Origin of the sequence: Bradyrhizobium sp. C-145 (genome assembly GCF_023375135.1) — a bacterium.
Lineage (GTDB): Bacteria > Pseudomonadota > Alphaproteobacteria > Rhizobiales > Xanthobacteraceae > Bradyrhizobium > Bradyrhizobium zhanjiangense.
The window spans coordinates 476,868-493,482 of record NZ_CP088150.1 but is presented as its reverse complement, the minus strand read 5'-3'; the positions used below and the strand labels follow the sequence as shown (position 1 = coordinate 493,482).

Genomic DNA, 16,615 nt, shown 5'->3' with positions numbered 1-16,615 from the left:
GCTGCCTTGGCCACAATGTTGGGCACGACAATTGTTGTCGTCAACAACAATCTTTCACCCCGAGCGTCGAAGCGCTAAGGTTCGGCAGAGGGAGACACGATGTGACAACCAGCGCAGCCCAGACGTCCCCACGCAAACGCGCCGGCAACGGCGCTGCGCAGCGGAACGACGCCGACGAGGTCGGCCTCGACGCGCTGATCGACCACGCCGGCTATGCGGTGCGGCGCTTCCAGATCTGGATCTTCCAGGACTTCATCAAGACGCTCGGCGAGGTCGATATCCGGCCGACGCAATATTCGGTGCTGACGGTGATCGGCGCCAATCCGGGCCTGTCGCAGATGGCGGTGGCCAAGCGCCTCGGCATCGAGCGCGCCCGGCTGGTGCATCTGCTCGACAGCCTCGAACGGCGCCGATACGTGAAGCGGATCAAGTCGAAGACGGACCGACGTTCGCACGCGCTGCACCTCACCGCGCCTGGCGCGGCGGCGCTGAGCAAGTTCAAGCGCCTCGCGGCCGAACACGAGCGGCATGTCGAGGCGAAGCTCGGCAGGGAGAACCGGCAGCACCTGCTCCGGATCCTCGCCGACTTTACCTGATCTCGGCTGCCCACAGTTTAAGCAGATGCCTGCAACCGAGCAATTGCGCTCGACCACCAGAACTCCGCAAGCTACTGATCTCACGACAATATCCGCGGCACCTGCCTGGCCCCGATACTGTACACAATGGCACATCGCTTGCTTCAAGCCGGGTAAACCAGTTGCCGGAGTTTTGTCGCCATGGGGGCTGAGCAGCCTGAAACGATCGCCGCGATTGTGGCCGCGCATCGCGCGGGCACGCTGACGCCGGCGCAGACGGTCGCGCGGACTTATCGGCGCATCCGCGACCATAACGATCCCGCCGTGTTCATCAGCCTGCGCGACGAAAAGGACGCAGTCGCGGAGGCAGAGAGACTTGCCACGAAGGATGCCACGAGCCTGCCGCTCTATGGCGTGCCGGTTGCGGTCAAGGACAATATCGACGCGCTGGGATTTCCGACCACGGCGGCCTGCCCGGCCTTCTCCTATACGCCGACACGCGACTCCACCGCCGTGGAGCGCCTGCGCGCCGCCGGCGCCATCATCATCGGCAAGACCAATCTCGACCAGTTCGCGACCGGCCTCGTCGGCGTGCGCTCGCCCTACGGCATTCCCAAGAATTCGATCCGCGACGATCTCATTCCCGGCGGATCGAGCTCGGGATCGGCGGTCGCCGTCGGCGCCGGGCTGGTGCCGCTGTCGCTCGGCACCGACACCGCCGGCAGCGGCCGCGTGCCGGCGATGCTCAACAACATCGTCGGGCTGAAGCCGAGCCTCGGCATGATCTCGACCGCGGGCCTGGTGCCCGCCTGCCGCACGCTCGACTGCATCTCGGTATTCGCCTTGACGGTCGACGACACCGCGCTGGCGCTCTCCGTGATGGCGGGGCCGGATCAGGCCGATCCGTTCTCGCGCGACCGGCCGCTGGGGCCGATCACGCCGTTGCCGGCGAATTTGCGCCTGGGTGTGCCGCGCAACGGACAGCTGATCTTCTTCGGCGACAAGAAAGTGGAAGCCGCTTACAGCGATGCGCTGAAGCGCTGGACCGCCCTTGGCGCGACACCGACTGAGATCGACCTCGAGCCGTTCTACGAGACGGCGCGGCTGCTCTATGAAGGACCATGGATCGCCGAGCGTTACCTCGTGATCAAGAATCTGCTCGCGTCCGCACCCGATGCAATCCATCCGGTGACGCGCGAGATCACGGCGGCCGGCGCGCGGCTGACCGCGGCGGAGACCTTCTCGGCGCTCTATCGCCTGCAGGGCCTGCGCAAGATCGCCGAGCGCACTTTTGCGCACATCGACGCGCTGGTGCTGCCGACGGCGCCGACCGCTTATACGACCGCGCAGGTGCTGGCCAATCCGATCGAGCTCAACAGTCGGCTCGGCACCTACACCAACTTCGTCAACCTGCTCGATCTCTGTGGCCTCGCCGTGCCGGCTTCGATGCGCGCGGACGGCATTCCATTCGGCATCACGCTGCTCGCCCCCGCAGGATGCGACGCGCTGCTCGCGAGCATCGGCCGTGTGTTCCATGCGGATACGAAGCTGAGTCTCGGCGCACAGCGCGTGGCACAGGCACCGCTCGCGCCGCTTCTCGCAAGCAGCGGCGACGAGATTCCGATCGCAGTCGTCGGCGCCCATCTGTCTGGCATGGCGCTGAACGGCGAATTGAAGGCCCTGAACGGGAAGCTGGTCGAGGCGACCAAGACAGCGCCCGACTACAAGCTCTACGCGCTCAAGACCACACCGCCGAAGCCGGGCATGCTGCGCGTCGAAGCCGGCAAGGGCGCCGCGATCGAGCTGGAGATCTGGTCGCTGTCGTCGTCCGCCTTCGGCAAGTTCGTCAATGCGATTCCCGCGCCGATGGCGATCGGCACGATCCGGCTCGCCGATGGCCGCAGCGTGAAGGGCTTTCTCGTCGAGCCTGAGGTGCTGGGCGAGGCGCGCGATATCACGGCGTATGGTGGCTGGCGGAAGTATATGAAGGAAGCCGCGACGGCTTAGGTGCCGTAGGGTGGGCAAAGCGAAGCGTGCCCACCATCACCATCAAATAGGAAAGACGGTGGGGGCACGGCGCTTTGCGCCTTTGCCCACCCTTGTAATAGCGCAATCAGATATTGTCGGCGTGTTCCGTGAGGAATGGCCTGCCGCGGCTGCAACCCGCGGCAGGCCGCTGGCGATCGGATCGCGCCCACCCTGAGCAGTTTGTGGCTGCCCCGTAGCAGGATCGCGCCAGCACCTTCATCGGACCCGGATGGTTGCCGGAACAATCAGGTTCGCTTCACAAGGCAGGGTCGACGAAGATGGCACAGACTAGCACGACGACAGCGGGAATCGATACGTCCAAGGCGAAGCTCGACATTGTAGTTCATGGTCGAGACGAGGGTTGGGAGGTCGCCAACGACCTTCCCGGTTGGCGGAAGCTGGTGCAACTGCTGACCAAAGCTGGCGTCAAGCGAGTCGGGATCGAAGCGACCGGCGGTTACGAGCGTGGGGTAGTGGAGCATTTGCGTGCGGCCGGCGTCATCGTGCTGGTGCTGCAGCCGATCCAGGTCAAGGCGTTCGGCCGCTCCCGATTGCGTCGCGCCAAGAACGATACGCTGGATGCCGCGCTGATTGCTGCCTGCGCGGCATCGCTCGAAGAGGTGAGGAGTGCGCCGGATCCGCGCTTGGCGGAGCTCGCCGAGCAGCTCACCTTCCTCGAGCAGATCGAGGACGACATCAAGCGCTTCAAGACCCGGCTCGAGCATCTCGATAAGCCTGGGCTACGCCGCATCGTGCTGGATGACATTGCCCGGTTGAAGGCAAGGCGGCTCTCCCAAATCCGTCACATCGCCAAGCAACTACGCGCTCACCACGATCTCGCTGTCCGCCTTGACCTCGTGATGAGCATTCCCGGGATCGGTGAGCGCACGGCACTGGCCCTCCTGGTCCGCATGCCTGAACTCGGCCGTGTCAGCCGGAAGTCGCAGCCCTTGCCGGGCTGGCTCCCTTCGACAACGATAGCGGGCAGTACAAGGGCCAACGCCGTATCGCCGGCGGCCGCGCTCGCCTGCGTCGCTCTCTGTTTGCGGCAGCCCTGCCTGCGGCCTTCCGCTGGAATAAGGCCGTCATGGCCCTCTATGCCCGCCTGACTGCGGCCGGAAAGGCTCACAATGCCGCTCTCATCGCATGCGCGCGCAAGCTGCTCATCTATGCCAACACCGTCGTGCAACGCGGAACGCCGTGGACTGAAAAACTCCTCGGCGTTTAATGGTTGCTACGGCACCGCGCGCGCCGCCCTACACCGACACCGCATAGATCTCGTACTCCCCGCGCACCAACTCGATGTGCGCACGCATCGCAGCGGCGGCGCCTTGCTTGTCGCCGCGCATGATGGCGACGACGACGCGGTCGTGCTCGGCTTGCGACTTTGCCAATCGGCCAAGATTGCGGAACTGGGCGCGGCGGAACGGCTGCACGCGGACGCGGGTGGCGAGCGTGATCTCGGCGATGTAGCCATTCTGCGATCCCGCATAGATCGCGTTGTGGAAGCGCTCATTGACCTCGTGGAAACGCTCGGGATTGCCGGCATAGCTCAGCACCCGCAGCTCTTCGTGAATGGACTCCAATCCATGTCGCTCGGCGGCGGACATGCGCTCGGCAGCAAGGCCCGCGCACAGCGCCTCGAGCTCAGCCATCGCCTCGAACATGCTCTTGAGACGCTCGATCGAGGGCTGCGCCACCACCGCGCCACGATGGGCGCGCGCCTCGACGAGACCGCTCGCGACCAGCTGGCGCAACGCCTCGCGCACCGGCGTGCGCGAGACGCTGAACCGCCGCGCAATGTCGGTTTCGTCCAACGGTGCACCGGGAGCCAGGGTTCCGCGCACGATCTCATCGGCGAGCTGAAGGCGCAGTTCCTCGGCGCGCGTGACCTTGTGCACCGACGGCGAAGGACGGTCGACGCGCGGCACCACCGGCTCGGCCGGCAGCGTGCCCTGCGGAAAGTCGTCAAGCGTCATACGGTCTCTTTCGGCTCGTCGATGATGCTGACATGGGCGGCGACGACGCGCCAGCCCTCGGGGAAACGAATCCACGTCTGCATCTGCCGGCCGACCTTGCCGGGCGCCGTGTCGCGATAGAACAAGGTGGAGGCCACGGCCGCCTCGCGGCCATAGCTCGTAATCACGGTCTTCGCGGTGCGCCGGTTCAGGCCGACCGGCGAGCGGCCGGCGCGGAAGCCGGAGATCGCCTCATAGCCATAGAGATTCTCGCCGATGCCGTAGCGCAGCGTGCGGGAATCATTGCGGAAGAGCTCGCCGAGCACGGCGACGTCGTTGCTGACGAGGGCCTGCTCATAGCGCTCGAATGCGGCTTTGACTTCCGCGATCACGTCGGGGAGATCGATCTCCATCTCAAATTCCTCTTAAAGTCCCCTCGGCGACGGCGCGGATACCACGCCCATCTTCTCCAATGCGTGCGCGACGCGGAGCGCAATGTCCTCGCGCCAGGGCGCGGCGATGATCTGCACGCCGATCGGCAGCGGCTCGAGGGGCACCGGCACGGCGACGACCGGCAGGCCGATGAAGGAGATCGGCTGGGTGTGGATGCCGATATTGGCGCGCACCGGCAGCTCGACGCCGTCGAGCGTGAAATTCACCTGACCAAGCTTCGGCGCGGTGCACGGCGTTGCCGGCGCAAGCAGTACGTCGACCGACTTGAAGATCTCGGCGAGCTGCGCGCGATACCAGCGGCGGAATTTTTGCGCGCGGTCGACCAGCGGCGCCGGCACCATGGCGCCGGCGATCAAGCGGTCGCGCACGGCCGGATCGAAATCGTTCGGGTGCTTGCGCAGGCGGTCGAGATGCAGCGAGGCGCCCTCGGTGGTGGTGATGACATAGGCGGCCGCACGGGCGCGCGAGGCTTCGGGGATGTCGACGACCTCAGTCGCGCCGAGCGCCTTGGCAACGCGGCTGACGGCTTCGACCGCTTCCGGAAACACGTTCTTCTGGAAGTGACCGCCGGCGATCGCGACGCGCAAGCCTGAGATGGACTCGCCGAGCAGCGGCGCCACCTGTTCGACACCACGGGTAGTGCAGGCGCCATCGTCGGCATCGGGGCCCTGCATGACGTCATAGGCGAGTGCGAGGTCGGCGACCGAGCGTGCGAAGGGGCCGAGATGATCGAGACTCGCCACGAACGGGAACGAGCGCGCCCGCGACAGCCGACCATAGGTCGGCTTCAAGCCAAAGATGCCGCAGAACGAGGACGGCACGCGGATCGACCCATTGGTGTCCGAGCCGAGCGCGATCGGCACCAGCGCGCCGCCGACGGCGCTGCCGGAGCCGCCCGACGAGCCGCCGGTCATCCGCGTGGTGTCATGGGGATTGCGCGAGGGACCGTCATGGATGTTCTCGCCGGTGAAGTCATAGGCGTATTCGCCCATGTTGAGCGCGCCGACCAGCACGGCGCCGGCCGCTTCCATCCGCTCGATCAGCGTGGCGTCGCGCCTGGCGGGCGCGAGGTCGCGGTTGATCTTCGAGCCGGCGCGCGTGACGACGCCCGCGACATCGAACAAGTTCTTCACCGCGAAGGGCACGCCGGCGAGCGGGCCGACTTTCTTGCCCGCGGCGATGTCGGCATCGATCGCGCGCGCCTTGGCACGGGCGCGGTCGGCGGTGACGTCGGTGAAGGAATTGAGGATGGTGTCGTGCTGCTTGATGCGCGCGAGAGCTGCTTCCGTGGCAGCGAGCGCCGACATCCTGCCGCCTGCAACCGCGCTCGCGATTCCCGAGGCCGTCATCTCTGGCTTGATGGTCATGGCGACGTCAGGCCGTGAAAATCGGCGCCGGCTCGGTCTCGTCCGGCAGCGCGAATTCGTCGACGAGGCGGCCAAGCCGCAGCGAGACTTCGAGGTTGGCGCGCACCGCAGGCCTCCAGGCCTCCTCAACCGGCAGTGCCAGCGCTTTCGATACGGCGTCGATATAGTCGTCCAGCGGTTCGGCCATCGCTCTCTCGAACAATCAGTGCACTCTTAGTGTATCTGCAACGGCGGATGCGGGATCGCCGTCAGCAGCTCTTTGGTGTAGTCGTCCTGCGGATCGCTCAAGACATTCTCGGAAGAGCCCTCTTCGACGATCCGACCCGTCCGCATCACAATGACACGATCGCACAACAAGCGCACCACATTCAAATCATGCGAGACGAACAGATAGCTCATACCTAGTCGCGCCTTGAGGTCCTGAAGCAGGTTCAGCACGACGGCCTGCACCGAGACGTCCAGCGCCGCCGTCGGCTCGTCGAGGATGACGAGCTTGGGATGCAGCGCGATGGCGCGGGCGATGCCGATTCGGGCTTTCTGGCCGCCGGACAATTGATGCGGGAAGCGGTCGAGCAGGTTGTGCGGCAGGCCGACCATGGTGGCCAGCTCCTCGCAGCGGGCGCGGAGCGCGTCGCGGCCCCTGATGTCGCCGAGTTGCACGATCGGGTCCGCGATGGCGCGCGCGGCGGTGAAGCGCGGGTTGAGGCTGTCGGTCGGGTCCTGGAACACCATCTGGATCCGGCTGCGCTGCGGCAGCCGGGCGAAGCTGGCAGGCGCGATGCCGCCGATGTTCTCGCCGTCGAACTGGATCAGGCCCGAGGTTTGGTCCAGGAGGCGCATCACCATCATCGACGTGGTCGATTTGCCGCAACCGGACTCGCCGACGAGGCCTACGCTCTCGCCGACGCCAATTGAGAAGCTGATGCCGTCGACGGCGCGGAACACGTCCGGCTCCACGGGCGGCTTGCGGCCGAACAGTTTTCCGAGCACGGCGGTCGCGCCCTGGCGGGGGTATTCCTTGACGAGCCTGTCGACGAGGAGGAGGGGCTGGCTCTCACCACTTGCGCTGCTGTGCCCCCTCGCCCCGCTTGCGGGGAGAGGGTTGGGGTGAGGGGCTGTATCCGCGAGCACGGTGCTGGGAGAGTCCCCCTCACCCGCCACGCTCTGGCGCGCAATTGCGCTGCCGAGCGTGTCGGCCTCTCCCCGCACGCGGGGAGAGGCGAAGGACGCCGCCGCGGCATCCTCTTCCGGCAACAGATCCCGCAAGCTCACGCCGAGCCGCGGCGTCGCGCGCATCAGCTTCTTGGTGTAGGGATGCTGGGGGCTTGCGAAGATGTCGGCAGCTTTCGCGGTCTCGACCACGCGGCCCTTCTCCATCACCACGACGCGATCGCAATAGGCGGCGGCCAAGCCGAGGTCGTGGGTGATCAGGATGGTCGACATCGCGCGGCGCTTGGTCAGCTCGACGATCAGATCCATCACCGCCTTCTGCGTGGTGACGTCGAGGCCGGTGGTCGGCTCGTCCGCGATCAGCAGTTGCGGATTGCAGGCGAGCGCGAGCGCGATGACGACGCGCTGGCACATGCCGCCTGACAGCTCGAACGGATAGGCGTGGTAGCGCTCGCGCGGGCGGGCGATCTTGACCTGCTCCAACGCCTCGATCGCTTTCTCACCATGATCGGCGACCTGGGCCTGCTGCACATGGGTGCGCAAGACGTCCTCGATCTGGTCGCCGACCTTGCGGATGGGATTGAGCGCTGCGCGCGGGTTCTGGAAGATCATCGAGACTTCGCGGCCGCGCAGGTCGCGCATCTGGTCCTCGGTCGCGGCTTTGACGTCGATGCCCGAGAACATCACCGAGCCCTCGGCGATCCGTCCCGCGCGATCGAGGATGCGCATCACCGCATAGGAAGTCACCGATTTGCCGGAGCCGGACTCGCCGACGATCGCCAGCGTCTCGCCCTTGGCGACGGCGATGTCGACGTGCTGCACCGCCTTCACGATGCCGCGGCGGGTCGTGAATTCGACGGTGAGGTCCTGGATGTCGAGCAGGGGCTGGGCGGTCAGGGGTGCCTCCCAAACAAAAATGGCAAAAACAACCCCATGCACAGTAGAACGGGATTGATTTCATTGGGGAATTTCTGCGGCAAATTTGGACCTACGCTAGCCATCACGTCCTCCGCTGGGGATCGACGATGTCGCGCAGGCCGTCGCCGAGGAGGTTGAAGCAGAACACGGCGATCATCAGCGCGAGGCCGGGGAATAGCGCGATCCACCATTCGCCTGAGACCATGAAGCCCGCGCCTTCGGCGACCATGATGCCCCATTCGGCGGTGGGCGGGCGGACGCCGAGACCGATGAAGGAGAGGCCCGCGGCATTGAGGATGGCGTAGCCCATGGTCAGCGACATCTGCACGATCATGATCGGCATGATGTTGGGCAGGATATGCACCAAGAGGATGCGGAATTCGCCGTTGCCTGATAGCCGCGCGGCCTGCACGAAGCCGGCATTGCGGCGGACATTGGCTTCGGCGCGCGCGACGCGGGCATAGAGCGGGAAGTTCACGATGGCGGTGGCCAGGATGATGTTCTGCACGGTGTTGCCGAGCGCGGCGACGATGCCCATCGCCAGCACGAACAGCGGGAAGGCCATGATGGTGTCGGCGATGCGGCCGACGATGCGGTCGGTCCAGCCGCCGAAATAGCCGGCCGCGATGCCGGCGAGCCCGCCCATCAGGAACACCAGGGCGACGGAGGCGATCGCGATGAAGGTGTCGAGCCGGGTCGCGACGATGACGCGGCTGAGAATGTCGCGGCCCAACTGATCGGTGCCGAACCAGTGCGCCGCCGACGGCGGCTGCAACGTCGCCGCGGTATCGGAGGTCAGTGGATCGTAGGGTACCACATAGGGACCGAAGACCGCGGCGGCCAGGATCAGGATCAGCAGCGCAAAGGCAAAGCCCGTGACCTTGTTTTCGCTGAGGACATAGCGCGTCTGTTCGAGGATTGCCGATAGCCCCGAGGTACGCGCGGGACCGACCGGTTCAACAGCAGGCGCAACGGAGCTCATGAGATCACCCGGGTGTTGTTTGACCAAACCAGCAAGCCGCGGGGCGCCTTACCTCTCCCGCTTGCGGGGGAGGTCGGCGCAACGCGCCGGGTGGGGGCTCTCTCCACATCGGGGCTCTCGCCCGCGGAGATACCCCCTCCCCAACCCTCCCCCGCAAGCGGGAGAGGGGACGGACCTTCGTCGGAGTTTGCATAGGACGAAACCTTGTCATGGTTCAGCCCTCCAACCGCACACGCGGATCGATCACGCCATAGAGGATATCGATCACGAGATTGAGCAGCACGTACATGACAGCCATGGTCAGCACGAAGCCCTGCACCGGCGCGAAGTCGGACGAGATCAGCGCTTCCACCGCATAGGAGCCGATGCCGGGCCATGCGAACACTTTTTCGACCAGCACGTTGGCGCCCAAGAGGAACGAGAACACCATGCTGAGCGTGGTGATGACGGGCAGCATGGCGTTGCGGAAGGCGTAGGTGACGATAACGGTCGACGGCGACAGGCCGCTGGCGCGCGCGGTGCGGACGAACTCGGAAGCGAGCACAGCCAGCATCGAGGCGCGCGTCATGCGCGCGATCGGTGCCAGCGAGAAGATCGCAAGCGTGGTCGCCGGCAGGATGAGCTGGCTCAGCGCCGAGCGGAACGCCTCGACGTCCCGCGCGAGCAGGGTGTCGACCAGATAGAAGCCTGTCACCGTCGGCGGCGCGCTGTAGAACACGTCGAGCCGGCCGAGCGGTGCCGGCGACCAGCCGAACCGGAAATAGAAGACATAGACCAGCACGAGGCCGGTGAAGAACACCGGCAGCGACACGCCGGCCGTCGTCGTGACCCGGCAGAGATGGTCGACCCATGAGCCCGGCCGCGTCGCCGCCAGCACGCCGAGCGGGATGGCGATCACGATCGAGACGATGAGGCCGAGCAGTGTCAGCTCGGCGGAGGCCGGCAGGCGGTTGCGGATCTCAGTCGCGACCGGCTGGCCCGTGGTGAGCGAGTTGCCGAAATCGCCATGGGCGAGGTCGTTGGTATAGCGGAAGAACTGCTCGATCAGCGGCCGGTCGAGGCCAAGTTTTTTCCGGATCTGCTCGACGGCTTCCTTGGTTGCGGCGGGACCGGCGAAGTAGGCCGCGGGGTCCCCGGGCAGCGCGCGCGTCAGTAGAAAGGTGACGATGACGACGCCGATCAGCGAGGGAATCGCGAACATCAGGCGCTTGCCGATCATGGTCAGCATGGGGTGCTCCGCGGGCTTGCTTCGCCTCTCCCGCTTGCGGGAGAGGCCGACGCGCTCGCAGAGCGCGGCGGGTGAGGGCTCTGGCCGCGCGGGGACACCCTCCGCAATCCCTGCCAATCCCAAAGCGGAGACACCCTCTCCCCAACCCTCTCCCGCAAGCGGGAGAGGGAGCCCAGTGCCGATGCCGATGCGTCGCTGACGACCAGCATGCCCTCTCACCCCTTCGCCATCGCGCGATAATCCAGGCGGCGGTGGAACCAGTATTGGTAGCCGCTGATGTTCTTCTGCATCGCGACGTTGACGAAGGGCTGGTACAGCGGGATGCGCGGGATATCGGCGTAGGCGAGATCGACGAAGCCCTTCACGTCGGCATCGTAAGCTGCTTTGTCGCCAACAGCCGCAGCATTGCGCGCGCCGTCGATCAGCTTGTCCATCTCGGCCGACTTGTAGCTCATGGTGTTGAAGACGGAATTGTTGCCGTGATAGCACCAGTAGAAGAAGTATTCGGGGTAATCGAGCCAGCCCGAGAACACGTTGGTGAAGAGCGGCATCTCCTTCTTGTTCAATTCGGTGCGCCAGTTGGCGCCGGGCACCTTGTTGATGGTGGTCTTGATGCCGAGCTGCGCGAGGCTCTCCTGCACCAGCACGCAGAGCGGCTCGTTGACGCCGGCAAAGTTGAGGTCGAACGAGATCGTGGTCTCGAAGCCGTTGGCATAGCCGGCTTCTGCCAATAGCGCCTTCGCCTTCTCCATGTCCGTGTTGTATTTGTGCGGCTGCGGCCAGGCGACTTCGGTCGGCTTGTCTTTGGCAGCGCCGAACATGGGATTGCCGAGGCCGAACAGCACGGCGTCCATGATCTTTTGGTACGGCATCGCGTAGGCGATGGCCTGCCGCACCTTCGGATTGTCGAACGGCGGCTTGGTCACGTTCATGCCGATATACTGGATGCCGTTGGAGAACGGCAGCGACACCACGTTGAGCTTGCCGTTCGCCTTCATCTCCTGGAAATCCCTGAACGGCAGCTCATAGGAGATGTCGGCATCGCCGCGTTCCAAGAGCGCGCGGCGATTGCCGGCCTGCGGCACCATGCGCCAGATCACGCGCTTGATCTTGGGCAGAGGACCGCCGACCCAATCCTCGTTGCGCTCCATCACCACTTCGGTGCCGGCCGTCCACTTCGTCACCTTGTAGGCACCGGAGCCGGCGGTCTGCTGCTTGGTGAATTCGAGACCCCAGGGGTCCTTCTCGCTGGCGTTCTTCTTCACCAGCTCGGAATTGACGATGCAGGGCACGATCACCGCGAGATCGGGAATCGTCAGCCTGTCCTTCTTCAGGAAATCGACGCGCACGGTGTAATCGTCGATCACGACGAACTGCTCGGGCTTGGTCAGCGAGCCCGCACTCATCTGGAAGGTCGGGAAGCCGCCGACACTGACGGCGCGGTCGAGCGACCACTTCACGTCCTTCGCCGTGACCGGCGCGCCGTCGTGGAATTCGGCGTTCTTCTTGAGTTTGAAGGTGACCGACATGTCGTCGATCCTAAAGTCCTCGGCGAGCTCGCCCTTGAACTTGTCGCGATCGTAATAGGGCACGCCGCCGGGACCGCTCTTCATCTCGTGGCTGATCAGGCGGTCGTAGCAATTCCAGGACACCTCATAGCCGGGCACGTTGGTGCCGACGCCGTGGATGTCGAGATTGTTCGGGCCGCCTTCCGAGACGATCAGCAGCGTCTCCGAACGCGCATCGGCCTTGGCGGAGGAAACGACCTGCGGCATGGCCGGAAGCGCCGCGCCAGCGGCCAATCCGGAAACGGACTTAAGGAAATCGCGGCGCTTCATGAAATCGCTCCAACACAAAGTTTTTGGTTGGAACCGGATTCGCAAGGTTCGTGCCAGGGGTTAGTGGAACGTTGCCCAGCGCGCTAATCCGCTGAAATCGCGGGCGAAAGGCCGGATTTGCGGCCTGAAGGACGACAGCCCAAATCATTGTCATTGCATACAAAGCGTGGCATTTGCTTATTATGTAGGCTATTCGAGATAGCGGCTCATTTGGCGGGCACGCCTCCCTCTCCGCTGTCGTCCTGGCGAAAGCCAGGACCCATTACCCCAGGGAGGAGTTGCAGCGCGAAGCTGGTAACAACGAGTCTTCGTCAAACTTCTCCCTGGGTCCTGGATCGGCGCTGCGCTTGTCCAGGACGACACCAGTGGTGGACGACCGGCGATCACCCCGGCCAGATCAGCTCCTGCAACTCGACCAGATCGCCCGCCATGTCCTGCCAGCCCTCGATGCAGATGTGGCTGTTGAGGTCGCTGGCGCGGTGCAGCAGCATCAGGGCCATCAGGCGGCGCTTCAGCTCGAAATCCAGCTTTGCATAGCCGAAGCCTTCGAGCAGGCTGTGCACCCGGCCCGGCCGGCCCGCCGCCATGAAGGCGCTGGGGCCGAGCAGATCGTAATCGCGCCATCCGGCCAGGACGTCGCCGAAATCGAACAACCCAGCGAGCGAGTATTTGCCGTCATCGCAGGCGAGCAAGAAGTTCTCTGGAATGTATTCGCCGATCAGGATCACCGGCGGCGTATCCAACGGAATGAGCTTTGCGGCGTCGCGCAGGAGATCATCGAGGCCTTTGAGGAATTTCGGCGCAAGGCCGAGACGCGCGTGCCGCGCCTTGCAGCCCTGCATCTGCTGGCGCATGAAGCCGTCCCAGCGCGGCTCGATGTGCACGAGCTCTCCGAGCGGCGCGCGCTGCACGGCCGCGATGGTCTCGCCGATCTGGCGCAGCACGCGCTCCTTCTGGTCTTCCGCCAATTGCGGCCACACCTCCGAGCCGAGCATGCCGGCAAGGCGGGTGATGATCAGATAAGGCCAGCCGTCGCGCTCCCCTTCGGCGACGATCTCGGGAATCGGTAGACCGAGATGGCCTTTCAGTTGCGCCAGCGACCCACGCTCGGACAGGAATTGCGTACGCAGCAGCGGCGGGAAGATTTTCAGGATCAGCTTGTCGCCGAACCCCACGACGAGATTGGTGCCGGTCGCGAACACGTGCAGCGCGCTGACATCGAGACCGTGGCCGCGCGCGATGTCGAGCGCGATTCCCAGCCATTGCGCCGGGTCGGCGCGCCAGGCGCGAAAGCTTTTAGCGTCGGCGAAGTGAGGCAGTCGTTGCGACGGCGTGATGGTCATCTGCATTCGCGTATCGAAAGCAGGGTCAGCTTTGGTTGGTTCTGTGCAAGCCAAAGAGGCGATGCACCTCTCCCGCTTGCAGGAGAGGTCGGCACATAGTGCCGGGCGAGGGCTTTCTCCTCTAGGTGATTGTCCCGATGCGGAGGCACCCTCTCCCCGTCCCTCCCCCGCACGCGGGGGAGGGAGCGCACCTCACGCGCGGTCGCAGCGATGTCTAATCGCGACATTCTACCGCTCGGGACTGGCGCGCTCGAACTGGCGCAAGAGCTTGTTGCCGCGCGCGACGGCGGAATCCAGCGCTGCTTGCGCGCTTTTGTGGCCGGCGAAGGCCTGCTCCAACTCGTCCTCGATCGCGCCGCGAATCAGCACGAAAGAGCCGAGCCGGACGCCCTTGGAGTTCTCCGTCGGCGGATGCAGCGTGATCTCCTCGAACGAGATCGCCGAACCAGGATTGCGCTCGTAGAATCCCTGCGACCGTGTCAGCTCAAAGGCGGCGCGGGTAACAGGCAGATAGCCGGTGTTCTGGTGCCAGGCAGCCTGCACGCCCGGCTGCGACAGATAGGCGAAGAACCGCGCCACGCCCTTGTACTCCTCGCGCGGCCGGTCGCGCAGCACCCACAGCGTGGCGCCGCCGATGATCGAATTCTGCGGCGCGCCCTTCACGTCGGGCCAGTACGGCATCATGCCGTAGCCGATCTCGAATTTCGAGTTCGCCTTGATGTCGGCCCGCGTCGCCGAGGAGCCGATGAAGATGCCGCATTCGCCTTTCTGGAAACGCGGCTCGGCCGCTTGTCCGCGGCCGCTATAGTCGAACAGTTTTGTCTTTTGCCACTCGCTGAGCTGAGCGATGTGTTTGACGAGAACCGGATTGTTGATGGTCAATTCCGCGTCCAGCCCGGCAAAGCCGTTCGCCCGCGTCGCCAGGACTAAATTGTGGAAGGCGGAGAAATTCTCGACGTGGATCCAGGACGGCCAGGAGGTGGTGAAGCCGCAGACCGCACCGCGTTCGCGCAGGCGCTTGGCGGCTAGCCCCAATGCCGGCCAGGTCTTCGGCGGCGTCTCCGGATCGAGGCCGGCATCGCGGAACATGGTCTTGTTGTAGTACAGGATCGGCGTCGAGGAATTGAACGGGAACGACAACAGGTTGCCGGCCGCATCGGTGTAGTAGCCGGAGACGGCGGGAAGGTAATCGCCCAGCGAGAATGGCTCGCCCTGGTCCCGCATCAGGCTGAACACGGGATAGATCGCACCCTTGGCCGCGGTCATGGTGGCGGTGGCGACCTCGTTGACCTGGACGATGGCAGGCTGGCTGCGCGAGCGGAAGGCGAAGATCGCTGCCGTCACCGTCTCGGTGTAATTGCCCTTGTAGCTGGGCACGATGCGGTAGTCGGACTGCGAGGCGTTGAAGTCGGCAGCGAGCTTGTCGAGCTGCCGGCCGAGCTCGCCGGACATGGCGTGCCACAGCGCGATGTCGGTGGCGGCACGCACTGGCGTGGCCATGGTGACAGCCGCAAGGACGGCGACGGCCTGCAAAAAGCGCAATGCTGAAATCACGATGGCTCTTCCCGTGTCGCACGACTAAAGGGCGGCTGCCTTGCTTAAGGCGCGGCATTGGCAGTTTCAACCGGGAATGAGCGGCGGCCGCGCCGCACAATCGGCCCAACGCCCGGAGCGGGATGGCCTTCCCTTTACCATTTGCTAGATTGCGTTGAACCTTTTCCTTCCGCCATAGACTCCACCACTGAGGGGTTGAGTGTGCCAGTGTTGAGCCGTGCCGAACTCTCGCGGACCGGGGTGATCTTCGTCGCGCTTCTGCTTGCCGTCTGTACGACGGACGCGGTCGCACGCGAATTTCGCGCCGCCGACACCCAGACCGAGGATTACCCGACCGTCCAGGCGCTGCGCTACATGGGCGCCTTGATCGCCGAGCGCACCGGCGGCCGGCACGAGATCAAGGTGTTCCACTCCCGCCAGCTCGGTGAGGAGAAGGAGACGATCGAGCAGACCCGGGCGGGCGCCATCGACCTCAACCGGACCAACGTCGCCCTGATCGGCAATTTCGTCCCGGCGATGAACGTGCTGGCGATGCCGTTCCTGTTCCGGTCCATCGAGCACATGCAGAAGGTGCTGGACGGGCCGATCGGCAGCGAGATCTTGAACAGCTTCGAGCCCTATGGCTTCGTCGGGCTCGCCTTCTACGATTCCGGCGCGAGGTCGATCTACAACAGCGTCCGGCCCGTGAGGAGTGTCGCGGATCTCAGGGGATTGCGGATCCGGGTGCAGCAGTCGGAGTTGATGAGCCAGATGATGCGCGCGCTCGGCGCCGAACCGGTCGAGCTGCCTTACGGGCAAGTGCTCACCGGGCTTACCAATCACCTGATCGACGGCGCGGAAAACAACTGGCCATCCTTCGTGACGACAGACCATTACAAACTTGCCGGCCACTACGCGCTCACCGAGCACACGATGAGCCCGGAAGTGCTGGTGATCTCGCTGAAGGCCTGGAAAAGCCTCTCGGCGGAGGAGCAGACGATCTTCAAGGAGGCCGCGCAGCGCTCCAGCCTGTTCATGCGCGAGAAATGGCGCGACCTCGAGGAGCAGTCGCAGCGCAAGGCCCAGGAAGCCGGCGTCACCATCATCAACGACATCGACCGCAAGCCGTTCGAGGAGGCGATGGCTCCAATCTATGCCAAGGCCGGGCGCGATCCGGCCGCGGCCGCGCTGATCGAACGCATTCGCAAGGTGGAGTAGAGCC

General features: G+C 64.9%; 14 protein-coding genes and 2 pseudogenes. 6 read left to right on the top strand and 10 right to left on the bottom strand.

Annotated features, from left to right (window positions below):
* Window positions 1–101 precede the first annotated feature (101 nt).
* From LRP30_RS02205 to LRP30_RS02185, 5 genes and pseudogenes are all read left to right on the top strand, one after another.
* Complete coding sequence (locus tag LRP30_RS02205) at window positions 102–596, top strand: MarR family winged helix-turn-helix transcriptional regulator (RefSeq protein ID WP_249759198.1); 495 nt, start codon at window positions 102–104, stop codon at window positions 594–596.
* Between the two features lie 180 nt (window positions 597–776).
* Complete coding sequence (gene atzF, locus LRP30_RS02200) at window positions 777–2,582, top strand: allophanate hydrolase (protein WP_249759197.1); 1,806 nt, start codon at window positions 777–779, stop codon at window positions 2,580–2,582.
* Window positions 2,583–2,881: 299 nt separating this feature from the next.
* Window positions 2,882–3,268: pseudogene (locus tag LRP30_RS02195) on the top strand (transposase); the annotation flags it as partial.
* A 293-nt stretch (window positions 3,269–3,561) separates the two neighbouring features.
* A pseudogene (locus LRP30_RS02190) lies at window positions 3,562–3,642 on the top strand (hypothetical protein); the annotation flags it as partial.
* Between the two features lie 48 nt (window positions 3,643–3,690).
* Window positions 3,691–3,831, top strand: coding sequence for a hypothetical protein (locus LRP30_RS02185; protein WP_249759196.1), 141 nt, complete (start codon window positions 3,691–3,693; stop codon window positions 3,829–3,831).
* A gap of 28 nt (window positions 3,832–3,859) precedes the next feature.
* On the opposite strand, the gene LRP30_RS02180 is transcribed toward LRP30_RS02185, so the two are convergent.
* From LRP30_RS02180 to ugpB, 10 genes are all read right to left on the bottom strand, one after another.
* Window positions 3,860–4,582: a GntR family transcriptional regulator gene (locus LRP30_RS02180; RefSeq protein WP_128930865.1), complete on the bottom strand. Its 723-nt coding sequence runs from the start codon at window positions 4,580–4,582 to the stop codon at window positions 3,860–3,862.
* Window positions 4,579–4,974 carry an oxalurate catabolism protein HpxZ gene (gene hpxZ, locus LRP30_RS02175; protein ID WP_128930864.1) on the bottom strand — a complete coding sequence of 132 codons (396 nt, stop codon included), beginning with the start codon at window positions 4,972–4,974 and terminating at the stop codon, window positions 4,579–4,581. The genes LRP30_RS02180 and hpxZ overlap by 4 nt, the downstream gene beginning before the upstream one ends.
* Before the next feature lie 12 nt (window positions 4,975–4,986).
* Complete coding sequence (locus tag LRP30_RS02170; RefSeq protein ID WP_249759195.1) at window positions 4,987–6,381, bottom strand: AtzE family amidohydrolase; 1,395 nt, start codon at window positions 6,379–6,381, stop codon at window positions 4,987–4,989.
* Window positions 6,382–6,388: 7 nt separating this feature from the next.
* Window positions 6,389–6,568, bottom strand: coding sequence for a DUF4089 domain-containing protein (locus LRP30_RS02165; protein ID WP_128930863.1), 180 nt, complete (start codon window positions 6,566–6,568; stop codon window positions 6,389–6,391).
* Between the two features lie 26 nt (window positions 6,569–6,594).
* Entirely contained in the window at window positions 6,595–8,448 is a 1,854-nt protein-coding gene (locus LRP30_RS02160) for an ABC transporter ATP-binding protein (protein ID WP_249761985.1), read from the bottom strand.
* Between the two features lie 103 nt (window positions 8,449–8,551).
* Window positions 8,552–9,451 carry an ABC transporter permease gene (locus tag LRP30_RS02155; protein WP_249759194.1) on the bottom strand — a complete coding sequence of 300 codons (900 nt, stop codon included), beginning with the start codon at window positions 9,449–9,451 and terminating at the stop codon, window positions 8,552–8,554.
* Between the two features lie 214 nt (window positions 9,452–9,665).
* Entirely contained in the window at window positions 9,666–10,679 is a 1,014-nt protein-coding gene (locus LRP30_RS02150; RefSeq protein ID WP_249759193.1) for an ABC transporter permease, read from the bottom strand.
* A gap of 215 nt (window positions 10,680–10,894) precedes the next feature.
* Complete coding sequence (locus LRP30_RS02145) at window positions 10,895–12,517, bottom strand: ABC transporter substrate-binding protein (RefSeq protein WP_249759192.1); 1,623 nt, start codon at window positions 12,515–12,517, stop codon at window positions 10,895–10,897.
* Between the two features lie 383 nt (window positions 12,518–12,900).
* On the bottom strand, window positions 12,901–13,860 hold the full coding sequence (locus LRP30_RS02140; protein ID WP_249761984.1) for an aminoglycoside 3'-phosphotransferase/choline kinase family protein: 960 nt from the start codon (window positions 13,858–13,860) through the stop codon (window positions 12,901–12,903).
* A gap of 228 nt (window positions 13,861–14,088) precedes the next feature.
* The gene (gene ugpB / locus LRP30_RS02135) at window positions 14,089–15,360 is read right to left on the bottom strand and encodes a sn-glycerol-3-phosphate ABC transporter substrate-binding protein UgpB (RefSeq protein ID WP_249761983.1); all 1,272 of its coding nucleotides are present in this window, start codon (window positions 15,358–15,360) and stop codon (window positions 14,089–14,091) included.
* 255 nt (window positions 15,361–15,615) lie between these two features.
* Between ugpB and LRP30_RS02130 the strand changes: the two genes are divergently transcribed.
* Window positions 15,616–16,611, top strand: a complete 996-nt coding sequence (locus LRP30_RS02130; RefSeq protein ID WP_346016202.1) for a TRAP transporter substrate-binding protein — start codon at window positions 15,616–15,618, stop codon at window positions 16,609–16,611.
* Window positions 16,612–16,615 lie beyond the last annotated feature (4 nt).